Annotated in this window: 17 protein-coding genes; 12 read left to right on the plus strand and 5 right to left on the minus strand. The window is 72.5% G+C overall.

Annotated elements, in window-relative coordinates; translation table 11 throughout:
- Positions 1 to 194 precede the first annotated feature (194 nt).
- From ACFY6S_RS04620 to ACFY6S_RS04635, 4 genes are all read left to right on the plus strand, one after another.
- Complete coding sequence (locus ACFY6S_RS04620; RefSeq protein ID WP_388822750.1) at positions 195 to 1,424, plus strand: cytochrome P450; 1,230 nt, start codon at positions 195 to 197, stop codon at positions 1,422 to 1,424.
- Positions 1,425 to 1,488: 64 nt separating this feature from the next.
- Positions 1,489 to 2,724: a cytochrome P450 gene (locus tag ACFY6S_RS04625; protein WP_388822752.1), complete on the plus strand. Its 1,236-nt coding sequence runs from the start codon at positions 1,489 to 1,491 to the stop codon at positions 2,722 to 2,724.
- Between the two features lie 29 nt (positions 2,725 to 2,753).
- A complete protein-coding gene (locus tag ACFY6S_RS04630) occupies positions 2,754 to 2,945 on the plus strand; it encodes a ferredoxin (protein WP_388822754.1) in 192 nt (63 codons plus the stop codon).
- A gap of 144 nt (positions 2,946 to 3,089) precedes the next feature.
- Positions 3,090 to 4,448 carry an NAD(P)/FAD-dependent oxidoreductase gene (locus ACFY6S_RS04635; RefSeq protein ID WP_388822756.1) on the plus strand — a complete coding sequence of 453 codons (1,359 nt, stop codon included), beginning with the start codon at positions 3,090 to 3,092 and terminating at the stop codon, positions 4,446 to 4,448.
- 13 nt (positions 4,449 to 4,461) lie between these two features.
- Here ACFY6S_RS04635 and ACFY6S_RS04640 read toward each other — a convergent pair whose 3' ends face one another.
- Positions 4,462 to 8,754 (minus strand): hypothetical protein, encoded by a 4,293-nt coding sequence (locus ACFY6S_RS04640; RefSeq protein ID WP_388822758.1) that lies wholly within the window; start codon positions 8,752 to 8,754, stop codon positions 4,462 to 4,464.
- 237 nt (positions 8,755 to 8,991) lie between these two features.
- Between ACFY6S_RS04640 and ACFY6S_RS04645 the strand changes: the two genes are divergently transcribed.
- From ACFY6S_RS04645 to ACFY6S_RS04655, 3 genes are all read left to right on the plus strand, one after another.
- Positions 8,992 to 9,219, plus strand: coding sequence for an antitoxin (locus ACFY6S_RS04645; RefSeq protein WP_388822760.1), 228 nt, complete (start codon positions 8,992 to 8,994; stop codon positions 9,217 to 9,219).
- A gap of 144 nt (positions 9,220 to 9,363) precedes the next feature.
- Positions 9,364 to 9,609, plus strand: a complete 246-nt coding sequence (locus ACFY6S_RS04650) for a DUF6296 family protein (protein ID WP_388822762.1) — start codon at positions 9,364 to 9,366, stop codon at positions 9,607 to 9,609.
- Between the two features lie 89 nt (positions 9,610 to 9,698).
- Complete coding sequence (locus tag ACFY6S_RS04655; protein WP_388822764.1) at positions 9,699 to 10,025, plus strand: plasmid stabilization protein; 327 nt, start codon at positions 9,699 to 9,701, stop codon at positions 10,023 to 10,025.
- 148 nt (positions 10,026 to 10,173) lie between these two features.
- Here ACFY6S_RS04655 and ACFY6S_RS04660 read toward each other — a convergent pair whose 3' ends face one another.
- Entirely contained in the window at positions 10,174 to 10,731 is a 558-nt protein-coding gene (locus ACFY6S_RS04660) for a hypothetical protein (RefSeq protein WP_388822766.1), read from the minus strand.
- 133 nt (positions 10,732 to 10,864) lie between these two features.
- Entirely contained in the window at positions 10,865 to 12,406 is a 1,542-nt protein-coding gene (locus ACFY6S_RS04665) for an alkaline phosphatase (protein WP_388822768.1), read from the minus strand.
- A gap of 192 nt (positions 12,407 to 12,598) precedes the next feature.
- Here ACFY6S_RS04665 and ACFY6S_RS04670 point away from each other — a divergent pair, with 192 nt between their 5' ends.
- The 4 genes from ACFY6S_RS04670 (at position 12,599) to ACFY6S_RS04685 (ending at position 16,321) form a co-directional block, all read left to right on the plus strand.
- The gene (locus tag ACFY6S_RS04670) at positions 12,599 to 13,141 is read left to right on the plus strand and encodes a PH domain-containing protein (RefSeq protein WP_388822770.1); all 543 of its coding nucleotides are present in this window, start codon (positions 12,599 to 12,601) and stop codon (positions 13,139 to 13,141) included.
- A 95-nt stretch (positions 13,142 to 13,236) separates the two neighbouring features.
- Complete coding sequence (locus ACFY6S_RS04675) at positions 13,237 to 13,896, plus strand: lytic transglycosylase domain-containing protein (protein WP_388822772.1); 660 nt, start codon at positions 13,237 to 13,239, stop codon at positions 13,894 to 13,896.
- A 179-nt stretch (positions 13,897 to 14,075) separates the two neighbouring features.
- Complete coding sequence (locus ACFY6S_RS04680) at positions 14,076 to 15,290, plus strand: FAD-dependent monooxygenase (protein ID WP_388822774.1); 1,215 nt, start codon at positions 14,076 to 14,078, stop codon at positions 15,288 to 15,290.
- 206 nt (positions 15,291 to 15,496) lie between these two features.
- Complete coding sequence (locus ACFY6S_RS04685) at positions 15,497 to 16,321, plus strand: MIP/aquaporin family protein (protein WP_388822776.1); 825 nt, start codon at positions 15,497 to 15,499, stop codon at positions 16,319 to 16,321.
- Between the two features lie 49 nt (positions 16,322 to 16,370).
- Here the strand turns inward: ACFY6S_RS04685 and ACFY6S_RS04690 are convergent, their stop codons facing one another.
- Complete coding sequence (locus ACFY6S_RS04690) at positions 16,371 to 17,573, minus strand: cytochrome P450 (RefSeq protein WP_388822778.1); 1,203 nt, start codon at positions 17,571 to 17,573, stop codon at positions 16,371 to 16,373.
- A 146-nt stretch (positions 17,574 to 17,719) separates the two neighbouring features.
- On the minus strand, positions 17,720 to 19,753 hold the full coding sequence (locus ACFY6S_RS04695; protein WP_388822948.1) for an ATP-binding protein: 2,034 nt from the start codon (positions 19,751 to 19,753) through the stop codon (positions 17,720 to 17,722).
- A 384-nt stretch (positions 19,754 to 20,137) separates the two neighbouring features.
- Between ACFY6S_RS04695 and ACFY6S_RS04700 the strand changes: the two genes are divergently transcribed.
- Positions 20,138 to 21,214 (plus strand): protein kinase family protein, encoded by a 1,077-nt coding sequence (locus tag ACFY6S_RS04700; RefSeq protein WP_388822780.1) that lies wholly within the window; start codon positions 20,138 to 20,140, stop codon positions 21,212 to 21,214.
- The last annotated feature ends 33 nt before the right edge of the window (positions 21,215 to 21,247 follow it).

Raw genomic sequence — 21,247 nt, forward strand, 5'->3', positions numbered from 1 at the left:
TGGCGATACGACCCGTCCGGGTCCGGGGAAGCCCGGGACCAGCGGCGGAGCGCGCCAGGGGGGTATAGGGGTGTGATCCGGGCGGTGTGCTGTTTAGCGTGCGAGCAGCGGTCGGAAGGCACCGTGCCCGGCACCGCCACGGGCGGCTGCCCGCCGTGTCCGCGCGTACGACGTATCGAGTTCGAGAGGGCATCATGACCCAACCAGCCGAACAGGACCACGACACGATGCGGCATCCGGCGTTCCCGATGGCGCGCGCCTGCCCGTTCAGCCCGCCGGAGGAGTACGCGAAGCTCCGGGAGACCGAGCCGGTCTCCCGCGCGAGCCTCAAGGTCAACGGCAAGCCCGCGTGGCTGATCACCAAGCACGACCACATCAAGAAGATCCTCGGCGACTCGCGGGTGACCGCGAATCTGAAGCTGCCCGGCTATCCGCTCCAGGTACCGGTCCCCGAGGAGATGCTCCAGGCGGTGCCGCTCACCTTCCTGTCGATGGATCCGCCGGACCACACGGTGCAACGCCGGATGCTGGCGCCGGAGTTCAGTGTCCGCTCGATGCGTGCGCTGCGGGAGCGGGTGCAGCAGATCGTGGACCACCAGATCGACACGATGCTCGCCGGCGGCGGCCCGGTGGACCTGGTGACCGCCCTCGCCCTGCCGGTCCCCTCGCTGGTCATCTGCGAGCTGCTCGGGGTGCCCTACGAGGACCACGAGCGCTTCGAGATCTGGGCCTGGCAGATCATGAATCACGACATCAGCGACGAGGAACGTGGCGTCGCGCACTATGAACTCGACCAGTATGTGGACCAGTTGGTCACCACCAAGGAGTCCGATCCGGGCGACGACATGATCAGCCGGCTGATCGAGCAGAACCGCGCCGAGCCGGCCGTGACCCACGCCGACATCGTCAGCATGGCCCGGCTGATGCTGGTCACGGGTCATGAGACGACCGCCAACATGATCGCGCTCGGCACCCTGGCCCTGCTGGAGAACCCGGACCAGCTCGACGCGGTCAGGAAGGACCCGTCGCTGCTCCCCAAGGCCGTCGAGGAGCTGCTGCGCTACTTCTCCATCTCCGACTCCGGCACGGCCCGCGTCGCCCTGGAGGACATCGAGATCGGCGGCGTCACCATCCGGGCCGGCGAGGGCATCCTGCCGCTCAACAACTCCGCCAACCACGACGAGTCGGTCTTCCCCGACGCGAACACCCTGGACATCCGCCGGGAGGCCCGCAGCCATCTCGCCTTCGGTTACGGAATCCACCAGTGCGTCGGCCAGAACCTGGCCCGCCTGGAGCTCGAAATCGTCTACGGCACCCTCTTCCGCCGCCTCCCCGGACTCCGCCTCGCCGCGCCCCTGGAGGAGCTGAGGTTCAAGGACGACGCGATGGTCTTCGGCGTCTACGAGCTGCCCGTCACCTGGTGAGTGCCGCACCGGCACCCCGCGCCACCGCCGCACCGGCACCCCGTTCCGATTCGAGAGGGCACCCATGACCCAGTCCGCCGAAGGCACCCGGGACGAGGTGGCGGAGCAGCATCCCGCCTTCCCGATGGTGCGCACCTGTCCGTTCGCGCCGCCGCAGGAGTACGCCAAGCTGCGGGAGACCGAGCCGGTCTCCCGCGCCACCCTCAAGGTCAACGGCAAGCCCACCTGGCTGGTCACGAAGCACGAGCACGTCAAGGAGGTGCTCGGCGACGCCCGGGTGAGTTCCAATCTCAAACTCCCCGGCTATCCGCACCAGTTCCACATTCCGGAGGAGATGCTCCAGTCCGTCCGGCTGATGCTCCTGTCCATGGACCCGCCGCACCACACCGACCAGCGCCGCATGCTGATCCCCGAGTTCACCGCGCGCCGGGTGCGCGAGATGCGGCCGCGGATCCAGGAGATCGTGGACGAGCGGATCGACGCGATGCTCGCCTCGGGCGGCCCGGTGGATCTGGTGACCGCCCTCGCCCTGCCGGTGCCCTCGCTGGTCATCTGCGAACTGATCGGGGTCCCCTACGAGGACCACAAGCAGTTCGAGGAGTGGTCGGCGCTGATGATGAACCGCGACATCAGCCAGGAGGAGTACGGGGCGGCGGTGGCCGGTCTGGACAGGTATCTGGACCAGCTGGTCACCACGAAGGAGAACGCGCCCGGTGACGATCTGATCAGCCGGTTCATCGAGAAGAACCGCGCCGAGCCGGTCGCCGATCACACCGACATCGTGACCATGGCCCGGCTGATGCTGGTCGGCGGACACGAGACGAGCGCCAACATGATCGCGCTCGGTGTGCTCGCGCTGCTGGAGCACCCCGAGCAGCTCGACGCCGTCAAGAACGACGCGGCCCTGCTGCCCAGGGCCATCGAGGAGCTGCTGCGCTTCTTCTCGATCTCCGACTCCGGTACCGCCCGCGTCGCCCTGGAGGACATCGAGGTCGGCACCACCACCATCCGGGCCGGCGAGGGCATCCTCGCCCTCAACAACGCAGCCAACCACGACGAGGCCGTCTTCCACGACCCCGATACCCTGGACATCCGCCGGGAGGCCCGTAACCACCTCGCCTTCGGTTACGGAATCCACCAGTGCATCGGCCAGAACCTGGCCCGCCTGGAGCTCGAAATCGTCTACGGCACCCTCTTCCGCCGCATCCCCGGACTCCGCCTCGCCGCGCCCCTGGACGAACTCCAGTTCAAGGACGACGCGATGGTCTACGGAGTCTACGAACTGCCCGTCACCTGGTGACCGGAGCCCGGAAGAGAGGTGTGTCCGCCATGCGTGTCAGCATCGAACCCGACAAGTGTGTGGGCTCGGGCCAGTGTGTGATGCTCGCGCCCGATGTCTTCGACCAGGGGGACGACGGCATCGTCCTGCTGCTCCAGGACGAGCCGCCCGAGGGGACGCACGAGGAGGTGCGGCAGTCGGCCATGATGTGCCCGACCCGTCTCATCCACATCGCGGAATGACACCCGGCGGCACCCGGTGCGACCACCGCGCTCCGGGTGCCGGCCGGGTCCCCTTCGGCCGCGTTTCATCCGTACGGGCCCGGTTACCCCCGAATGCCGGACGCCGGGGACTGGAACTCTCGCGGAGCGAGCAGAAGAGGGACCATGACACGAGCAAGGATCCTCATCGTCGGAGGCGGCTTCGCCGGAGTCGAGTGCGCCCGCCGCCTGGAACACCTCCTCTCGCCCGAGCAGGCGCGGATCGCCCTGGTGGCGCCCTTCAGCTACCAGCTCTACATGCCCCTGCTGCCCCAGGTCGCCTCCGGGGTGCTCACGCCGCAGTCCGTGGCGGTCTCGCTGCGGCGCGGGCTGCGCCACACGCGCGTCATCCCCGGCGGGTCCATCGGTGTGGACACGGACGCCAAGGTGTGTGTGGTCAAGAAGATCACCGACGAGATCGTCGACGAACCGTACGACTATCTCGTCCTCGCGCCCGGCAGCGTCACCAGGACCTTCGACATCCCCGGCCTGACCGAGCACGCGCTGGGCATGAAGACGCTGGCCGAGGCGGCGTATCTGCGTGATCACGTCATCGCCCAGCTCGATCTGGCGGACGCGGCGACCGACGAGGCCGAGCGCGCCTCCCGGCTGCGGTTCATCGTGGTGGGCGGGGGCTACGCGGGGACCGAGACCGCGGCCTGCCTCCAGCGCGTCACCATGGCGGCGGCCCGGCGCTACCCCCGGCTGGACACGCGGCTGATCAAGTGGCACATCGTCGATGTGGCGCCCAAGCTGATGCCGGAGCTGGGCGACAAGCTCGGCGCGGACGCCCTGCGCGTCCTGCGCGGTCGCGGCATCGAGGTGTCCCTCGGCGTCTCGGTCGCCAAGGTCGACCCCGAGCTGGTCACCCTCACCGACGGCCGCGCGCTGCCCTGCCGCACCCTCGTCTGGACGGCGGGCGTCACCGCGAGTCCGCTGGTCGCCACCCTGGGCGCCGAGACCGTACGGGGCCGGCTCACGGTCACCAGCCGGCTCACCGTGCCCGGCGCCGACGGTGTCTTCGCGCTGGGCGACGCCGCCGCCGTGCCCGACCTCACCAAGGGCGAGGACGCCGTCTGCCCGCCCACGGCGCAGCACGCGCAGCGCCAGGGCAGGACGGCCGCCGAGAACGTGGCGGCGGCCCTGCGCGGCACCGCCCTGCGCTCCTACGTCCACAAGGACATGGGTCTGGTGGTCGACCTCGGCGGCCGGGACGCCGTGTCCCGCCCCCTGGGACTGCAACTGACCGGTCTCCCGGCCCAGGCCGTGGCGCGCGGCTATCACCTGATGGCGCTGCGCACCAATGTCGCCAAGGTCCGTACGATGACCAACTGGCTGCTGAACGCGGCCGCGGGCGACGACTACGTCCGTACCGGATTCCAGAGCCGGCGCCCGGCCACCCTGCGCGACTTCGAGTACACCGACTCCTATCTGACGCATGATCAGATCCGCTCCCGCACCGGTGCACTGACGAAGGGTCACTGACCGGCGCGCGTGGTCACCGGCCGGACCCGGTGGTGGCCGGTGCGGGCGCGCGCGTGTGACGCACCAGCCGTACGGGTCCGAAGAGGCCGGTGCGGAGCTGGCCCGCCGCGACCGCGCCGGTCGGTGAGGCGTCGTCCAGGTAGCCAGCGAGAGTGCCGCGCACCACGACCTCGACGCGGTTCTCGCCGGGTCTCAGGGCGTCCGTGACATCGCTGGTCCAGGGCGACCAGACGAGCTGCGCCGTGAGGGTGCCGTTGACCGTGACATCGGCGCAGCCGCGGACCTCGCCGAGGTCGAGCAGCACCCGCCCGCCGTCCGTACCCGCCGCGGTGTGCCGGAACCACCGCTCGGGCGCGCGCACCGTCGTCCGATAGCGCACCTCGCCGCCCAGGGAGCGCAGCCCCAGCTCCTCCCAGCTCACCAACGGGGCTGTCGTCTCGGCGACTTGGGCTGTCACGGCCGTGTCGAGCAGGGCTCCGCCCCGGCGGCCGTCGGTGGCGGTGATCCGCAGATACACCGGCGTACCGGCGTCGAGGGGGCGGCCCAGGGCGACCCGGCCCCCGACCGTCGCGTACTCCTTCCCGGCCACCAGGACGGTGGTCGGCAGGGAGGTGGGGACACCCAGCGAGGTGGTGCCGAGCGGTGCGGTCAGCCGCAGCCACTCGGTCCGCCCGCCGTCCGGTGACAGGTCGGGCACGAGCGGCTCGACCACCCCGCCCGGCGCGGCGGCCGGCTCCAGCCAGTGCGCGCCCGGCAGCGGGTGGGGCCTGGCCCAGAGGCACACGAAGCGCGGGTCGCGGGGGCTGGCGAGCCGGGTGCGCAGCGGGACCCGTTCGCCGTCGCGGTAGGCCCGCCAGCCGGGGCCGCTGAGCCAGCCGAGGCCGCCACGGGGTGTGGGCCGGGAGTCCAGGACGACGGCGGTCGGCGCGGGCGGCGCGCCCTCGGCGGCGCCGGTGGCCGGGCCCGCCCGGCTGACCCGCAGCACGACGGTGTTCTCGCCGAGCCGCAGCCGGTCCCGGATGTCGTACGGGTGGAGGCGGATCTCGCGATGGCCTGGGTACGGGTTGAAGTCGCCCTGCCTGCCGACCTCGACGCCGTTGACGAACACCCCGCAGGGGCCGTCGCTGCCGACCTGGACGGTGCAGTCGGGCGGCAGCGCGTCGAGGCGGGCGTGGAAGGTCAGGTCCCTGGTCTCGCCGACGACGGCGGCGCTGTCGTCGGCCGCTTCGAGCCAGGCCGGGCGGCGGTACGACAGGGGCCCGCGCACCACCGCGAAGGAGGCCCTGACCGGCCCGTCCACCGCCGCCTCCAGCTCGATCTCCAGCTCGACGGTGCGTCCCGCCGCCCGCGCGGGCAGCAGACCGACCGACTGGTAGCCGGAGCCGCGTACGGTGACGGGCGTGCCGTCGACCGTGACCCGGCGCGCCGCGTTGGCGCCCACGGCGAGGTACAGCCCGTCGCGGTCGGGCAGTGTCAGATGGGTGCGGACGGCGACGCGGCCGCCCGCCGGAACCCGTCTCCAGTCGAGGAACTCCTCGGGTACGTATCCCTTGGGGCCGAGCGCGTCGGCATGGGCCGGGTCGTTGCGGATGCCCCGGGACAGCGACCACTGGGCGGGTCGCCAGCCGTCGACGGGCGGCTCGGCCCCGGTCCAGGGGCCGCGTACCAGCGCGAACGGCCCGTACCCCGCGACGACGGGCCGCCAGGGGGCCGCCGGGCCGGGCACGGCGGCCGCCCGGTCGCCCGCGCCGCCGCGCCGGCCCGCCCGGTCGCCGCCGCCCCTGCCGTCGCCGCCCCTGCCGTCGCCGTCGCTCAGGTGGTCCATGCGCCAGACCTCGATGGGCAGGACGCCGGTGCGGTCGGCCGCCGCCAGGTCTCCCCCGCTGTTGTCCAGCGTCGAGGTCGCCAGCGCCGTCCACGGGCCGTCGACCGGAAGACTGTCGCTCTCGTCCCCGAGCGGTTCACGCGTCGGCGCGGGCAGCGCGCCCGCGAGGACGACCAGCGTGACCGGCCCGTCCTCGAAGCCGACGTCCAGCAGCCACTGTCCGTCCGGGGTGCGGGCCACCTCCAGCTCCGTACGGTCTCCGGTCGCCGGGGCCCACCGCTGGGCACGCGGCCGGTCGAGGCCCGCCACCCGTACCCGCGCCCGGCGCGGGCCCGCCGGGCGGAACCGGTAGCCGGTGGTGCGCAGCCGCTCCCAGTACTCCTCCCAGGGGAAGCCGCCGGTCCACCAGCCGTCGGCGTCCAGCGGGACGACGGGAGCCGCCGTGCCGGACCGCTCGTCGTGCGCGATCAGGGTCAGTACGTGGCAGTCGCCGTGCCGGCGCAGCAGGAACGGCGCGTCCGCCCGTACCCGCACCGGGCCGCTCGCCACCGAGCAGGCCACCTGCTCGGCGGTTTCGGCCCGGACGAAGGCGCCCCGCGCCAGGGCGGCCGCGAACGCCCGGGCCGCGGTGTCCCCGTGGGGGGCCGAGGTCTCCCCGGACAGGTCCGAAGCGCCTCCGTACGGGCCGGGGGTGCCCTCGTGCGGATCAGCGCCCTCCGCGCACCCGGCCGCCTCTTCGCCGAGGAAGAGGTCGGGCGGCCGGCCGACGCAGATCACCCGGCCGCCGGCCGCCGCGAAGCGGACCAGCGTACGGGCCGCGCGCACGTGCAGGGCCCGTACCGACGGCAGGACGACCGTCCGGTACGTCTCGTCCCCGACGCGCAGTCCGGGACCGCCGTCGGTGTCGACGGTCCCGGCCGCGAGGGTCGTCTCGTCCAGCACGTCGTGGTCGATCCCGGCACGCTCCAGCAACCCGCGCTCCTCCGCGTACCACGAACTCCGGCCGTTGAGACGGTGGTAGACGGCCGCAGCGTCGCGGGCCGGGCCGAGCGGACCGTCCAGCCGCTGGTACGCCTGGGCGGTGGTCGTCGGGGAGAGCAGCACGGTGTCGCACACGTGGGACCCGGCCGTCAGGACCGAGCACAGCCGGGCGACGGCCCCCGAGAACACGTGGTACGAGGGCCAGTACGGCTGACGCCAGCAGGTGGAGGGCGCCGCCCACTCCCACCAGCCGCCGGCGGTGCTGTAGTAGACGGCGTGCGGGTCGTACAGATTGGCGCCCCGGCGCAGCAGGGGCGCCAGCCAGTCGTAGGTCTCCTCCAGGGTGCCGCCCCAGCCCGTGGAGTGGAACGCCTCGATCCAGGTCCGCTCGTGCCCGCGCGCGTGCGCGAGGGAGCTGTGCGGCTTCGGATCGCCCCAGTGGTCGCTGCCGGGGGCGCCGTACCCGGCGTGGGTGGCGAGATAGTCGCCGTACACCTGGACGCCGCCGCTGGGGTCGCCCTCGCGGGCGGGGGACGGCTGGTCGAAGCCGCAGATCAGGCCGTGCCGGGCGAACCAGGCGTCGAGGCGGTCGAAGAATCCGCGCCGCCCGAGGCGGGCGCGGTGCGCGTGGTAGTCGCGCCGGAACCGGGCCGCCGCGTCGTCGTCCGTACCGTCACCGGCCCCGTCCTCCCACAGCGCCCACAGCCGGGGCAGCGGGTCGTATCCGTACCACGCGGTGAAGGTCTCGGCGAAGTCCCTGCCCCAGGTGGGCATGGCGGGCAGCTCGTCCTGGAAGAAGCCGCCGATGGCACGGCCGAACCAGTGCCCCACATGACGCTCCAGCGTGCCGTGGACCTGGTCCAGCAGCGCGGCGCACGCCTCCTCGCCGAAGTAGTCGAATCCGCGGGTCCCGCTGTGCACGAGGGTGAGACGGGCCGGGGGGCCGCTCCAGCGCGCCGTGCCGCCGGTGAGCGGGACGGGGACGCGCGGGGCGCCGTCCCCCTGCCCGGTCCGCGCGTAGGCGGCCAGGGCCGTGTGTCCCTCGGGCGGGGCGAGGACGGTCTGCGCGCCCTCCGGGCACAGGGCCGTGGAGCGGTGGAGGGCGAGTCCGGCGAACTCGGGCCGGTCGGCGGTCAGCCGCCCCTGGAAGTTGGCGCCGGAGAAGCCGATCTGGTCGTACATCCACAGGCTGAAACCGAGTTCCTCGGCGTCGGCGCAGGCGGTGTCGAGCAGTGCGAGCCACCGGGGGCTCAGAAAGGGCGGGTCGTCCGCCAGCGAGCCGAACATCGGTCCGGTGGGGGCCAGACACATCACGACGGCCTGCCGGATGCCCTGGGACACCATCCGTCCCATCTGGCGGCGCAGTTCCTCCCTGGTGATCGTCGCACCGCTCCACCACCAGATCGGCAGCGGGCCGAACCGGGGTTCCGGATCGGTGAAGCGGGTCAGCAGCTCGTGCGCGTGGCGGCTCGGTCGCGGTACGGGGGCGCTGTCGGTCATGCGTGACCCTTCCGGGGCTCATGCGTGCGGCGGCGGGCGTGGAACGGCGAGCGCGGTGCTTTCCCATCCTGCGGGGCGCGGGCGGCTCGCACCAGGACCCCTGCCGACGGCGGGTCAGCACTCCCCCGGCGGACAGGTGTTCGCGGGCCACCGGCGGGTCCGCCGCCGATATGATTCCGTGCTGGGCCGACGGTTGCTGTCGGTGGTGGCTGAGCGCATCCCGAGGAGCGAGCATTCGTGTTTGACCGGCTGAAGGAACTCAAGGAAAAGGCGACCGACCTCGCGAGCGAGCACGGCGAGATGATCGGTCAGGGGCTGGAGAAGGTCGCCTCGGTGATCGACGACAAGACCGACGGGAAGTACAGCGACCATCTCGACACCGGCGTCGAGAAGGCGAAGGACTTCATCGCGGGTCTGGACGAGAAGGACGGCAGCGGCGAGGCGGACACCGTCAAGGAGTCCTGACCCCGGCGGCGGCCGGGGCGGCGTCGCGCGGTCCCGGTCCCGGCCTCCCCCGTCCGGACCGGGACCGCTCCACCGCGACGGCGCCGCCCCACCGCGATTACACTGAAGGTCGGACATGTACGGCTTCCTCGTCAAGGAGGCGACATGGGAAGGTCCGACCGTTATGAGCTGGTCTTCTCCCCCTCCGGACCACCGGAGACCGTCCCGGGCGACGAAGCGGATGTGGTCGTGGTGCGCCGCACGGACCGCAAGGGGCCCGGCGGGCACCCGTTGTACGCGGACGAGACGGGCATCGTCCTGGCGGAGATCAGCGACCTCGACGAGGTACGGATGATCGCCAGCGGCGGGCAGCAGGACCTCCCCACGTCGGTCACGGCGCGCCCCGTGTGAGCCGGCCCGGACCGGGCAGGGAGTCCGGGCGCCACCCTCCACGGCCCCCGGGCGCGGGCGGCGCGCGGTCCAGTCGAAGGAGAGATTCCATGCCACGAGGTGCGAGTCCCAAGCGGGAGCGTCAGTACGAGCACATCAAGGAGAGCGCCGAGAAGCGCGGCGAGCCGACGGGGCGGGCGAAGGAGATCGCGTCCCGCACGGTCAACAAGGAACGCGCGCGTTCCGGTGAGTCGCGGACGGCCGGCAGGACCTCGCTCCGGGACCCGAAGTCCGCGTCGCAGCGCGGGGGTCAGCGCTCGCACAGCGGTGCGCGGGGGCCGACCAGGGACCAGTTGTACGCCGAGGCCAGGAAGCGCGGTGTGGAAGGGCGTTCGTCGATGAACAAGCAGCAGCTCGCCAAGGCGCTCGGCCGCTGACCCGCCCCCGCAGACGCGCCCCGGCGGCGCGGACCGCACGCGGTCCGGGCCGCCGGGGCGCACGCGTACGGTTGCGGCGGCCGGGTGCGGTGTCACCGCCCTCCGCGCGGACGGCACGCCTGTGCGGACCGTCCGACGCGAACGGCGGCTACTCGTTGACCAGGACCGGCACCGAGATCACCGCTGCCGCGGGCGTGCCGGTGAGCTTCTTCGCCGGCACGGTGAAGCCGATGCCCTCACCACCCGCGTGGGAGCCCTCGTGGGCCGCGTCGGCGTGGGCGTGGCCGCCCTCCCCGCCCTCCTCCTGGTACTCGAACGAGCCGGTGCCCAGCAGCCGTCCGGCGTCGTCGTAGTAGGCGGCGCGCACTTCGAGCGCCAGGACATGGCTGACGTCGGTGGTGATCGTCAGACGGCCGGTGACAGCGGGTCCGCCGGTCAGCTTCAGACCGGTGATCCGCACCCGGTCGGTGAACGGCCCCGGCTCGATCCGTACCTCGCCGGACCGGGTGGGTGCGGCGACCTCGGCGGCGGGTTCCGGAGCGGAGCGCGGGGCGGGCAGCGCGACGGAGGTCGCGGTGGCGGCCGGTTCGCCGGGCTTCTCGCGCGCGCCGTCACCCGTGTCCCCGCCCGCGCCGCAACCGGCGGTGAGGGCGACGAGCAGGGCCACGGCCGGCGCGAACGCCGTCACGCGGGTCAGGTGCTTCATCGGTGGTGGCTCCAGGAGTCGCGGAGGGGCCGGGGGCCGGAGGGGCGGGGTACGGGCCCGCCCCTCCGGCCCCCGAGGGGGTGCGTGCGGAAGGTGCCGACGACCGGCGCCGGCGCTGTCGGCAGGGCCGGGGTCAGCGCCGGCCGGGGGCCGCCTTGCCGAAGAGCGAGCGGTACATCTTGCCGTACAGCTCGGTGTTGTTCTGGCTGGCGGCGAAGGTGCCGGCGCCCGGGCCGTAGGCGTAGATCGGCACGTCGGCGCCGGTGTGGTTGCCCGAGAGGTAGGTCAGCCACAGGCTGGCGTCCGCGCTGCCGTCCTTGACGCTCTTCGCGTCGTCGGGCGTACGGAAGGTGGCCGGGCCGAAGTTCTTCGCGTCGCCCGAGCCCGAGCCGTTGACCATACCGCTGGAGCGGGCCGGGTCCTTGGCGCCCGAGGCGGAACGCGAGGGGGTGCTGTTGTTCGCGGTGTTGCCGGAGTCGGTGTTGGCGGGCGGAGCGGCCGCCTCCGCGTTGACGTGGCTGCCCTTCTCGATGATGTTGAAGCCGGCGCACTCGTGGTCCGCCGTGACCACGACCAGGGTGTGGCCGTCCTTCTTCGCGAAGTCGTGCGCGGCCTTGACCGCGTCGTCGAACGCCTTGATCTCACCGAGCGTCTGCGCCGCGTCGTTGGCGTGCGAACGCTTGTCGATCTGGGCGCCCTCGACCTGGAGGAAGAAGCCCTTGGACTTGCCCTTCCCCTGGCCGCGCCGCGCGTCGGTCAGCAGGGAGATCGACTTGCTGGTCATCTCGGCGAGCGTGGGCTCCTTCTTCTCCGGGGCACCGGCCCCGAGCCCCTTCTTCGCCTGCTCGACGGTGAGGTTGCCGCGGTTGAACAGGCCGATGACCTTCTTCGCGCGGGTCTTCTCCAGGTCGGAGCCGGTGGCCACCCGCTGGCTCGCGGCCGTCTGGGTCGCCAGCTTCGGGTCGCCGAAGCTGCCGAGCACGTCGTAGCCCTGCGCCTTGAGCGCCTTCTGGTCGTCCGGCTGGAAGCGGGCGAGGCCGCCGCCGAGGATCACGTCGGCGGTGCCGTTGCGCGCGATCTGCTGGGCGATCGGCGTGATCAGCGTCTTGTCCTTGGGCTTCGTCTCGTAGGAGCCGTCGTCCTTCTTCGGCAGACACGCCGCGTCCGAGTAGACCGGTCCCTGGCAGCCGCGCAGCAGCACATGGCTGAACTGGGCGGCGGGGCTGGCGTCGGTGATCTCGGCGGTGGAGACGTTGCCGGTGGCGAAGCCGGCCGACTTGGCCTGCTCCATCATCGTGACGACCCGCTTCTCGTACGAGTCCACGCCGATCGCGGCGTTGTACGTCTTGACGCCGGACGCCCAGGCGGTGGCGGAGCTGGCGGAGTCGGTGACCAGGGCCGGCTTGTCGCTGTCCTTCTCGACGGCGTAGGTGGCGACCGCCCCGGTGTAGGGCAGGCGCTCCATCGCGAGCTTGCCCCCGGCGCCGTAGAAGCGGTCGCGGCCGGCGGTGACGTGCGTACGGCCCATGCCGTCACCGACCAGGTAGATCACGTTGCGGATCTCGGTGCCGCCGGTACCGCGCTGCGGAGCGGAATGGGCCGCGACCGCGGTACCCGCGGCCAGCGTGCCGGTCACGGCCAGGACGGTCAGAACCTTGGCGGGTCTGCGTCGCATAGGGGGCAACTCCTCGTGTCTTCCCACGCGGCCACGGGTCGGCCGTCAGCGCGCGGTTACGTCGTCGGTCAGGAGGCCGACGCTAGGAGCGGGACATGAACACGCCACCACCGCGCGGTGACACCACGTCGAACAGCCCGCCCCCGGGCGGCGTGTTCCGGCCGGGACACGCGCTGTGCCAGGATTCCGCACATGGTTTCCGTAGACCGCCATCTGGCGCCCGATGAACAGCTGGTGCACGCCACCCGCCAGCACTGGACCGAGATCGTCAGCGAGTTCCTGATCCTGGCGCTCATCTGGATCGTGGCGGCCGTCCTTCTCTGGTTCACCCCCTCGGACGCGAGCTGGGGCACCGACGCAGACTACGTGATCGTCGGCCTGGCCCTGGTCGCCTCCCTCTGGTTCTGGCTGATACCGCTGCTCAAGTGGCGCGGCACCGTCTATATCGTGACCACGAAGAGGATCTACAAGCGCAGTGGCTTCCTGACGAAAACGGGCCACAGCATCCCGCTGATCCGGGTCAACGACGTGTCGTTCCGCGCGACGCTGTGGGAACGCCTCCTGCGCGAGGGGACGTTGTCCATCCAGTCGGCGTCCGAGCAGGGAATGCTCACGCTCAGGCATGTGCCGGACCCGGAGGGGCTGAAGGACCTGATCTACGCGGCGGTCGACGCGGAGCAGGGCGGCGACCGGTACGGCGGTCCCGACGGTCAGGCGCCCGTGCCGCGCGGTTGACCGGTACGGACCGGACCACCGGACACGCGCCGCGGGGGCCGTACCGTGTCCCCGGGGCGCGGAGAGCACCGGAAAGCGGCGGAAGGGCGGACACCATGGCCGGTACAGGAGCACGACGACGGTGGTGGGCGGTGCTGGTCCTGGCGTCGGCCCTGGCGGTGGCCGCCCGCTGCGAAGCGCCGGCGGAGCCGGGACCGGACGACGCCTCGTCCTCCGCGCCCTCCTCGTCCGCCCCGTCGCCCGGCGCCTCCGCCGCCACGCCCGCCGCGGGATACGACCCGGCGGCGTTCGCCGCTCCGGTGCGGACGTACGCCGAGCGGGCCGGGATCAGCGCCCGGCTGCTGATGGCGATCCTCTACAACGAGGCGTACAAGCCGCACGATCCGGAGCTGGAGCGGGCCTGGCAGCGCCAGAAGCCCGGAGCCTCGTTCGGCATCGCCAATATGCACCGGGCCGCCTTCGACGACACCAAACGGGGGCGGGACTTCGCCGGTCGCCGGTGGGAGGAGCTGCCCGACGACCGTGACCTGGCGATCGAGGCGGCGGCCTGGCATCTGCACGACCTCGCCGCCCAACTGCCCGCCGGGACATCGGGATCGTACGGAAAGGACGAGCTGATGGCCCTCGGCTACAACGCCGGAGCGGGCAACATGCTGGCCTTCGCGCGCGGCGTGACACCGGGCGCCCAGGCCGCCTCGTACGTTCAGCGGCTGCGCGCCAACTGGGCCAAGTCCGCGGACGCCGTAAGGAAATGACCGGGGCCGGGCCCCGCACCGCCCCGCCGACGGCCTCCGTGTCCGCGGGCACTCGCGGCAGCGGCCGGTGCGCGCCGCCGGGCGGGCCCCCTCGTACCGCGCGCCGCCCGCCCGGCCCGCACCGCCACCGCTACCTTTGGTCACTCGGTCATCACCCCGCGTGACGTCAGGGAGTCTGTGTGAAGGTCGTCTGTGCCGGCGGCGGGCCCGCCGGCCTGTATCTCTCGATCCTGCTGAAGCGGCAGGACCCGTCCCATGACATCACCGTCCTCGAACGGAACCCGGCAGGGGCGACCTACGGGTGGGGGGTGACCTACTGGGGCGGCCTCCTCGACACCCTGCACGGCCACGACCCCGAGTCCGCCCGCGCGATCGGCGAGAACTCGGTCTGCTGGAGCGACGGGGTCGCGCACATCCGCGACCGCACGACCAGGCACCGGGGCGACCAGGGGTTCGGTATCGGCCGGCACCGGCTGCTGGGCATCCTGGCCGAGCGCGCCGCCTCCCTCGGCGTACGGGTGGAGTTCGAGCACGAGGTCCCCGCCGGGGGCGAGCCGCCCGCCGCCGATCTGGTCGTCGCCTGCGACGGCGTCAACAGCGCCCTGCGCGAACGCCACGCGGACCACTTCGGCACCCGCGCGGTCGCGGGCCGGAACATGTACATCTGGCTCGGCACCACCAAGGTCTTCGACGCCTTCACCTTCGCCTTCGTGGAGACGGACCACGGCTGGATCTGGTGTTACGGATACGGGTTCAGCGCGGAGCACAGCACCTGCGTGGTCGAGTGCTCCGCCGAGACCTGGACCGGCCTCGGGCTCCACGAGGCCAACGAGGCGGACGGCCTGGCCGTCCTGGAGAAACTCTTCGCCGGGCCCCTGGACGGGCACGCGCTGATCGGCCGGGCTCAGGAGGACGGCAGCGCGCGGTGGCTGAACTTCCGTACACTCACCAACCGCAGGTGGTACCGGGACAACCTGGTCCTGCTCGGGGACGCCGCGCACACCACGCACTATTCCATCGGCGCGGGCACCACCCTCGCACTGGAGGACTCCATCGCGCTGGCGGGAGCCCTGCGCGCGGAGCGGGAGCCCCGGTCCGCGCTCGCCCGCTACGAGCGGGAGCGCAGATCGGCGCTGCTGCCGGTGCAGAGCGCAGCCCGCTACAGCGCCCAGTGGTACGAGAACCTCCCCCGCTACACCGGTCTGCCTCCGGAGCGCATGTTCGCGCTGCTCGGCCAGCGGCACTCGCCGCTGCTGCCGCACCTCCCGCCGGGGCTCTACTACCGGCTGGACCGGACCGCCGAGCGGCTCGACGTCCTGCGCGGGCTCAAGCGCCGGCTGGGCCCCAGGGTCGCCAGGGTGCTGCACGCCCGTTCGCAGGCGTCCCGGGACTGAGCCCCGCGCCGCCACTCCAATGGCCCTCCGGGAGGAACCCGTCACAGGGCCAGGAGCGGCGGCCCGGCCTCAGCAACGGCACCGTCCGCACCACGCTCGGCGCAGCGTTCCGCGTGCCGTCCGCACGTCGCGGGGCATCCGCCCCCGGCACAGAATGCCGAGAAGTACAGCGCAGTCGGCCCATGGATCGCGGGAGGCAGAAACCTATGAAGGAACGCGTAGGCAAAAGAGGCGGCGGGATCATCGGTGAACTGTCCGCGGAGTTCGCCGGGACCATGGTCCTCATCCTCTTCGGCTGCGGAGTGGTGGCCCAGGTGCTGGCGGCGGGGCTCGGCGACCACGACAGCATCGCCTGGGCGTGGGGGTTCGGTGTCGCCCTCGGCGTCTATGTGGCCGCCCGGATCAGCGGCGCCCACATCAACCCGGCCGTGACGCTGTCGTTCGCGCTCTTCCGCGGCTTCCCCTGGCGCAAGGTGCTCCCTTACGTGCTGGCGCAGACGCTGGGGGCCTTCGTCGCGGCGCTGCTGGTGCGCTGGAACTACACGGAGGTGCTGGCCAAGTTCGACCCGGGCCACACCTACAAGTCGCAGATCGTCTTCAGCACGCTCCCCGGCAACGGCACCCTCCCGGTCAGCGAGTGGGGCGCGCTGCGGGACCAGATCATCGGTACGGCCATTCTGGGCCTGGTCCTCTTCGCGCTGACCGACCTGCTCAACACCCCGCCGGGCGCCAACCTCGGTCCGCTGCTCATCGGTCTGCTGGTCGTGGCGATCGGCATGGCGTGGGGCACCGACGCCGGGTACGCCATCAACCCGGCCCGTGACTTCGGCCCCCGGCTGGCCAGCTTCATCACCGGGTACCACGGCGCATGGCGAGATCAGTACGGCAATATCTATTTCTGGGTGCCCATCGTCGGCCCGCTGATCGGCGGCCCGCTCGGCGCGGCCCTGTACAAGTTCCTGATCGGCAGATATCTGCCGACGGGCGAGGGCCAGGAGGTCGGCCGGCTGCCCGCGCCCGAGAACGGGTGAGAGCGTGCCGGGCGCCCACCGGGCGTCCGGCGGGTGCCGCTCGCACCGCTCACACCACCACCGGCAGCCCCTCCAGTCCCCGGATCACGAAGTTCGGCTTGCGGACGGGTTCCCCCGCCGGGCGCAGTCCGGGGGCCAGCTCCAGCAGGGCGGTCATGGACGCGGCCAGTTCGATGCGGGCCAGCGGGGCCCCGATGCAGTAGTGGATGCCCGCGCTGAAGGAGATGTGCGGGTTGTCCCGGCGGCCCAGATCCAGGTCGTCCGGCGCGGCGAAGACGGCGGGGTCGTGGTTGGCGGAGCCGAAGAGGAGGGCGACCTCGGCGCCGCGCGGGAGGGTGGTTCCGCCGATCTCGACCGGGTCGAGCACCCACCGTTCGAACAGCTGGAGCGGGGTGTCGTAGCGCATCAGCTCCTCCACGGCGGTGGGCACCAGGGCGCGGTCCGCGCGCAGGGCGGCGAGTTGCGCGGGATGCCGGAACAGGGCGTGCCAGCCGTTGACGGTGGAGTTGACCGTGGCCTCGTGGCCCGCGTTGAGCAGCAGGGCGCAGGTGGCGACCATCTCGGCCTCGGTCAGTTTCTCGTCCTCGTCGTGGGCGGCGATGAGTTCCGAGACCAGGTCGTCGCCCGGCGCGGTGCGCCGCTCGGCGATGAGGGCGCGCAGGTAGGCGGAGAACTCGGCGGAGGCGGCGACGGCGTGGCGGGCGGTGTCCTCGGACGGGTTCAGCTCGTACATCGCGCAGATCGCCGCCGACCAGGGCCGCAGCAGCGGGCGGTCCGCCTCCGGGACGCCGAGCATCTCGGCGATGACGGCGACCGGCAGCGGTTCGGCGACGGCGGTCAGCAGGTCGCCGCCGCCCTCCGCCACGAGCCGGCCCACCAGTTCGGCCGCGAGCTTCCGTACGTACGGCTGGAGCCGTTCGACGGTACGCGGGGTGAACGCCTTGGAGACCAGGCGCCGGATACGGGTGTGGTCCGGTGGCTCCAGCTCCAGCATCCCCTGGTCGTTCAGCTCGTGGAACGGTTCGTGGCCGGGGGGCGGCGGGGTCCTGCCGAACTCCTCGTGGGTGAACCGGTGCCCGTACGAGCGGCCGAGCCGCCGGTCGCGCAGCAGGGCCGAGACGTCCGCGTGGTGCGGGACGAGCCATTGGTCGCTGGGTTCGTGGTAGTGCGCGCGGCCCCGCGCCCGCAGCTCGGCGTAGGCGGGGTAGGGGTCGGCAAGGAAGGCGGGCGACCGGGGAGCGAAGTCGGGCATGGCAGGACCGTAACCGGCGGCGCGGCCCGCGAGCCAGGGGGGTGCCGTGCGGGAGGGCGCGGCGGCACCGGCCCGGCGGTACGCGCGGGCGGCACGGCACTCCACGGGGGGGCCGGGGCCGGGCGGGCCGCGGCGCCCGGCCCGGCCTACGACGGCAGCTGGCCCTGGAGCGCGAGGGCGAGACCGCTCTCGGCGTCCTGCTCGACGCCCCGGTGGTAGGCGCTCTCGTAGGCGGGGTTGCCGGCCGCCTCACGTGCCTGGCGCTCCCACTGGTCGCGGATCGCGCTCAGCTCCGGGCTGCCCCGGTGGGGGTGCCCGATCATCCGCCAGTAGGTGTGTCCGGTGCCGGAGGTGCGGGCGGCCGCCACGCCGTCGCCCTGCGCGGCGATGGCCCCGGCGAGCAGGTCGAGGCCGAGGGCGATACCGAGGCTGTCGCGCAGCCGGTACTTGCCCGCGAGCATGGCGCGCGCGTGGCCCTCGGCGTCGCCCGGCCGGCCCCGCAGGAGCTGTATGAGGGCGAGTTGGTGGTCGGCGTAGGCGCGGGCCCAGTGCTCGCCGTAGCTCCGGCTGAGCCGTTGCAGCCCGGTGGCGTCCTCGTACGCCTCGTCGAGTCTGCCGAGCGCGGACAGCGCGAAGAGTCTTATCACCCGGCAGCGCAGATGGGAGGGGGCGTCCATGGGGTCGCCGGTCAGCTGGTTCAGGGCGCGGTCGCTGACGGTGTGGGCGGCCTGCGGGCGGCCCATCATCAGATAGGTGAAGCTGACGGAGTGGGCCGCGGAGAGCATGGACTCGGGGTCCTGGTCGTGCCAGGCGGCGAGGGTGCACTCCTCGCCCAGCAGGCGGGCGGCCTCGTGGTCGCCCTGGAGGGTACGGGTGATGCCGAGGGCCCACAGGGCACGGGTGCGGTGCGGCCCGCGCGCGCAGGAGCGGGCGAGGGCGCGTTCGAGATAGCCGCGGGCCTGGTGCAGATGGCCGCAGCAGCTCCAGAACAGCCCGGTGCGCCCGGCCATCTCCACCGCCCGCTCCGGGTCCTCTTCGAGGAGGTGGTCGAGCGCGGCGCACAGGTCGGCGTGGGAGTCGGCGATCCTGCGGTACCAGTCGACCTGTCGCGGGCCGAGCCAGCCGGCGTGGGCGTCGGCGGCGACATCGGCGAAGTGGGCGGCGTGCCGGCGGGCGAGGAGGTCTTCCTCGCCGAGTTCGCCGAGCCACAGGGCGCCGTATTCGCGCAGTGTGTCGAGCATCCGGTAGCGGTCGCCCACGCGCTGGAGCACGGACTGCGCGGCGAGGCCCTCCAGGAGCGCGGGTACGTCACGGGCGGCGAGCGGGCCGCCCGCGCAGACGGCCCCCGCGTCGGCGGGGTCCACGGTGCCGGGGAAGACGGAGAGCCTGGCCCACAGGAGGCGTTCGAGCGGGGAGCAGAGTTCGTGGCTCCAGCCGATGGCGGTGCGCAGCGCCCGGTGGCGCTGGGGCCAGACGGTGTCGTCGGTGAGCAGGTCGAGCCGGGAGGTGAGCCGGCCCGCGATCTCCTCGACGCTGTTCTCGCCGAGCCGGGCGCAGGCCAGCTCCAGCGCGAGGGGGATTCCTTCGAGTCTGCGGCAGATCTCGGCGACCGCCGCCCCGGCGCTCGGGGAGTCCAGCGGCAGGCGGGGCGCGGCGGTGGCGGCGCGGTCGCGGAAGAGGCGTACGGCCTCCGTGCCGTCCCCGCCCGAGGACAGCGGTCCGACGTCGAGGAGGTGCTCCCCCTCGGTGCCCAGCGGCTGTCTGCTGGTGGTGAGGACGGTCAGCGCGGGCGCGGCGGCGAGGAGGTCGGCGACCAGGCGGGCGCAGGAGGCCACGGTCCGTTCGCAGCAGTCGAGGACCAGCAGTGGCCGGAGGCCGGCCAGCCATTCGGCCAGCGCCTCCACGGGCCGGCGGGGGCTGTGGTCCAGCAGGCCGACCGCGTCGCAGACCGTGGCGATGAGCAGCCGGTCGTCGTGGAGGTGGGACAGATCGGCCCACCACACCCCGTCGGGGTGGTGGTCACGGGCCAGACCGGCGGCGCGCAGCGCGAGGCGGGTCTTGCCGACTCCCCCGCTGCCCGTGAGAGTGACCAACCGATGTTCTTTTAATGCCCGCGCGACAGCGCCCAGTTCGCCCTTTCGGCCGACGAAACTGGTGGTGACGACGGGAAGGTTGCCCAGCACGGGTACATCCTGGACCCGTTACGATCCGCCGCCGATACCTGTAGCGGAGATTGGTCAGAAACGGCCAGGAATAGTCTCAGACGTTCAAGGGGCTGCACGTTTCGCCGTCATACGCCGCCGCTCGATCGCGTCGCTCCCGTTCGCCGCCACGCCCGAGTTGACGATGCCCGCCAAGGGGTCGGGTTCCCGCTGTCCGGTCACCGGTCTTCGCATAAGGTGCGATCAGGGTGGTGTTCCGGTCGGTCGTCACGCACAGATCCCGGCCACTCCCCTGCCCTCTCCGGAGGCCCGACCGCCCCGCCACGTGTCGCGTGGCCGCGCTCGGCGGGAACGCGCAGCCGTCACAGGAGATCGAGGTAGGTGCCCAGGTGGAGGCAGCGGTTGAAGTCCCCTGACAGGTCGCGCGGTGCGCGTCGGGCCGCCCATGGGGCCGTCTCCGCTTCCCTGGCCTCCTACAGCGATCGCGCACTGTACGAACTGGTGGCCGCGGCCGTGCCCATCGGTTCCGGCATCGGCGGGAAGTCGGCCCTGCTGGAGGTCGGCGGGACCCCGGTCTTCGTGAAGCGCGTACCCCTCACCGACCTGGAGGGACGACCGGAGAACGTCCGGTCCACGGCGAACCTGTTCGAGCTGCCGGTCTTCTGCCAGTACGGAATCGGCGGGCCGGGCTTCGGGGCCTGGCGGGAGCTGGCCGCGCACACCATGACGACGAACTGGGTGCTCGCGGGCGAATACGGCGGCTTCCCCCTGATGTACCACTGGCGGGTGCTGCCGGACTCGACACCCCTGCCCGATGAGCTGGCCGACGTGGAACGGACCGTCGCCTACTGGGGCGGCGGGCCGCAGGTGCGCCGCCGGATCGAGGCCCTCCAGCGGTCCTCGGCGAGCCTGGCGCTGTTCCTGGAGTACATCCCGCAGAACCTGCACCAGTGGCTGGGCGAGCGGATCGAGGCCGGCGGCGAGGCCGCCGACCGGGCCTGCGTCATGGTGGAGAGGGAGCTGGAGGCCGGGACCTCGTTCATGAACACCCGGGGTCTCCTGCACTTCGACACCCACTTCAAGAACATCCTGACGGACGGCAGGCGCCTGTACTTCTCGGACTACGGCCTCGCGCTCTCCGCCCGGTTCGAGCTGTCGCGGGAGGAGGTCGGCTTCTTCGACCGGCATCGGACCTACGACCGCTGCTACTCGGTCAGCTACCTGGTGAACTGGCTGGTCACCGCCGTGTACGGGTACGGGAGAGACGACCGCGAGGCGCAGGTGCGGGCGTACGCCCGTGGCGAGCGCCCCACGGGAATCCCCGAGGCGGCCGCGGCCGTCCTCACCCGCCACGCGCCGCTCACCGCGGTGATGGCGGACTTCCTTCGCAAGCTTCAGTACGAGAGCAGGGAGACCCCCTACCCGCTGGAGGAGATCCGCCGGATCAGCCGCACGGACGGGCCGCCCCTTCACGGATGACGCCGCCGCCTCCTTCGGGGCGACCGCGGGCCG

The sequence above is a fragment of the Streptomyces sp. NPDC012835 genome (assembly GCF_042900885.1).
GTDB lineage: Bacteria > Actinomycetota > Actinomycetes > Streptomycetales > Streptomycetaceae > Streptomyces.

What these genes read in the sequence shown, in the direction of transcription:
- ACFY6S_RS04620 (WP_388822750.1), top strand. Translation starts at nt 195, where the DNA reads ATGACCCAACCAGCCGAACAGGACCACGACACGATGCGGCATCCGGCG.
- ACFY6S_RS04625 (WP_388822752.1), top strand. Translation starts at nt 1,489, where the DNA reads ATGACCCAGTCCGCCGAAGGCACCCGGGACGAGGTGGCGGAGCAGCAT.
- ACFY6S_RS04630 (WP_388822754.1), top strand. Translation starts at nt 2,754, where the DNA reads ATGCGTGTCAGCATCGAACCCGACAAGTGTGTGGGCTCGGGCCAGTGT.
- ACFY6S_RS04635 (WP_388822756.1), top strand. Translation starts at nt 3,090, where the DNA reads ATGACACGAGCAAGGATCCTCATCGTCGGAGGCGGCTTCGCCGGAGTC.
- ACFY6S_RS04640 (WP_388822758.1), bottom strand. Translation starts at nt 8,754, where the DNA reads ATGACCGACAGCGCCCCCGTACCGCGACCGAGCCGCCACGCGCACGAG.
- ACFY6S_RS04650 (WP_388822762.1), top strand. Translation starts at nt 9,364, where the DNA reads ATGGGAAGGTCCGACCGTTATGAGCTGGTCTTCTCCCCCTCCGGACCA.
- ACFY6S_RS04655 (WP_388822764.1), top strand. Translation starts at nt 9,699, where the DNA reads ATGCCACGAGGTGCGAGTCCCAAGCGGGAGCGTCAGTACGAGCACATC.
- ACFY6S_RS04660 (WP_388822766.1), bottom strand. Translation starts at nt 10,731, where the DNA reads ATGAAGCACCTGACCCGCGTGACGGCGTTCGCGCCGGCCGTGGCCCTG.
- ACFY6S_RS04665 (WP_388822768.1), bottom strand. Translation starts at nt 12,406, where the DNA reads ATGCGACGCAGACCCGCCAAGGTTCTGACCGTCCTGGCCGTGACCGGC.
- ACFY6S_RS04670 (WP_388822770.1), top strand. Translation starts at nt 12,599, where the DNA reads ATGGTTTCCGTAGACCGCCATCTGGCGCCCGATGAACAGCTGGTGCAC.
- ACFY6S_RS04675 (WP_388822772.1), top strand. Translation starts at nt 13,237, where the DNA reads ATGGCCGGTACAGGAGCACGACGACGGTGGTGGGCGGTGCTGGTCCTG.
- ACFY6S_RS04685 (WP_388822776.1), top strand. Translation starts at nt 15,497, where the DNA reads ATGAAGGAACGCGTAGGCAAAAGAGGCGGCGGGATCATCGGTGAACTG.
- ACFY6S_RS04690 (WP_388822778.1), bottom strand. Translation starts at nt 17,573, where the DNA reads ATGCCCGACTTCGCTCCCCGGTCGCCCGCCTTCCTTGCCGACCCCTAC.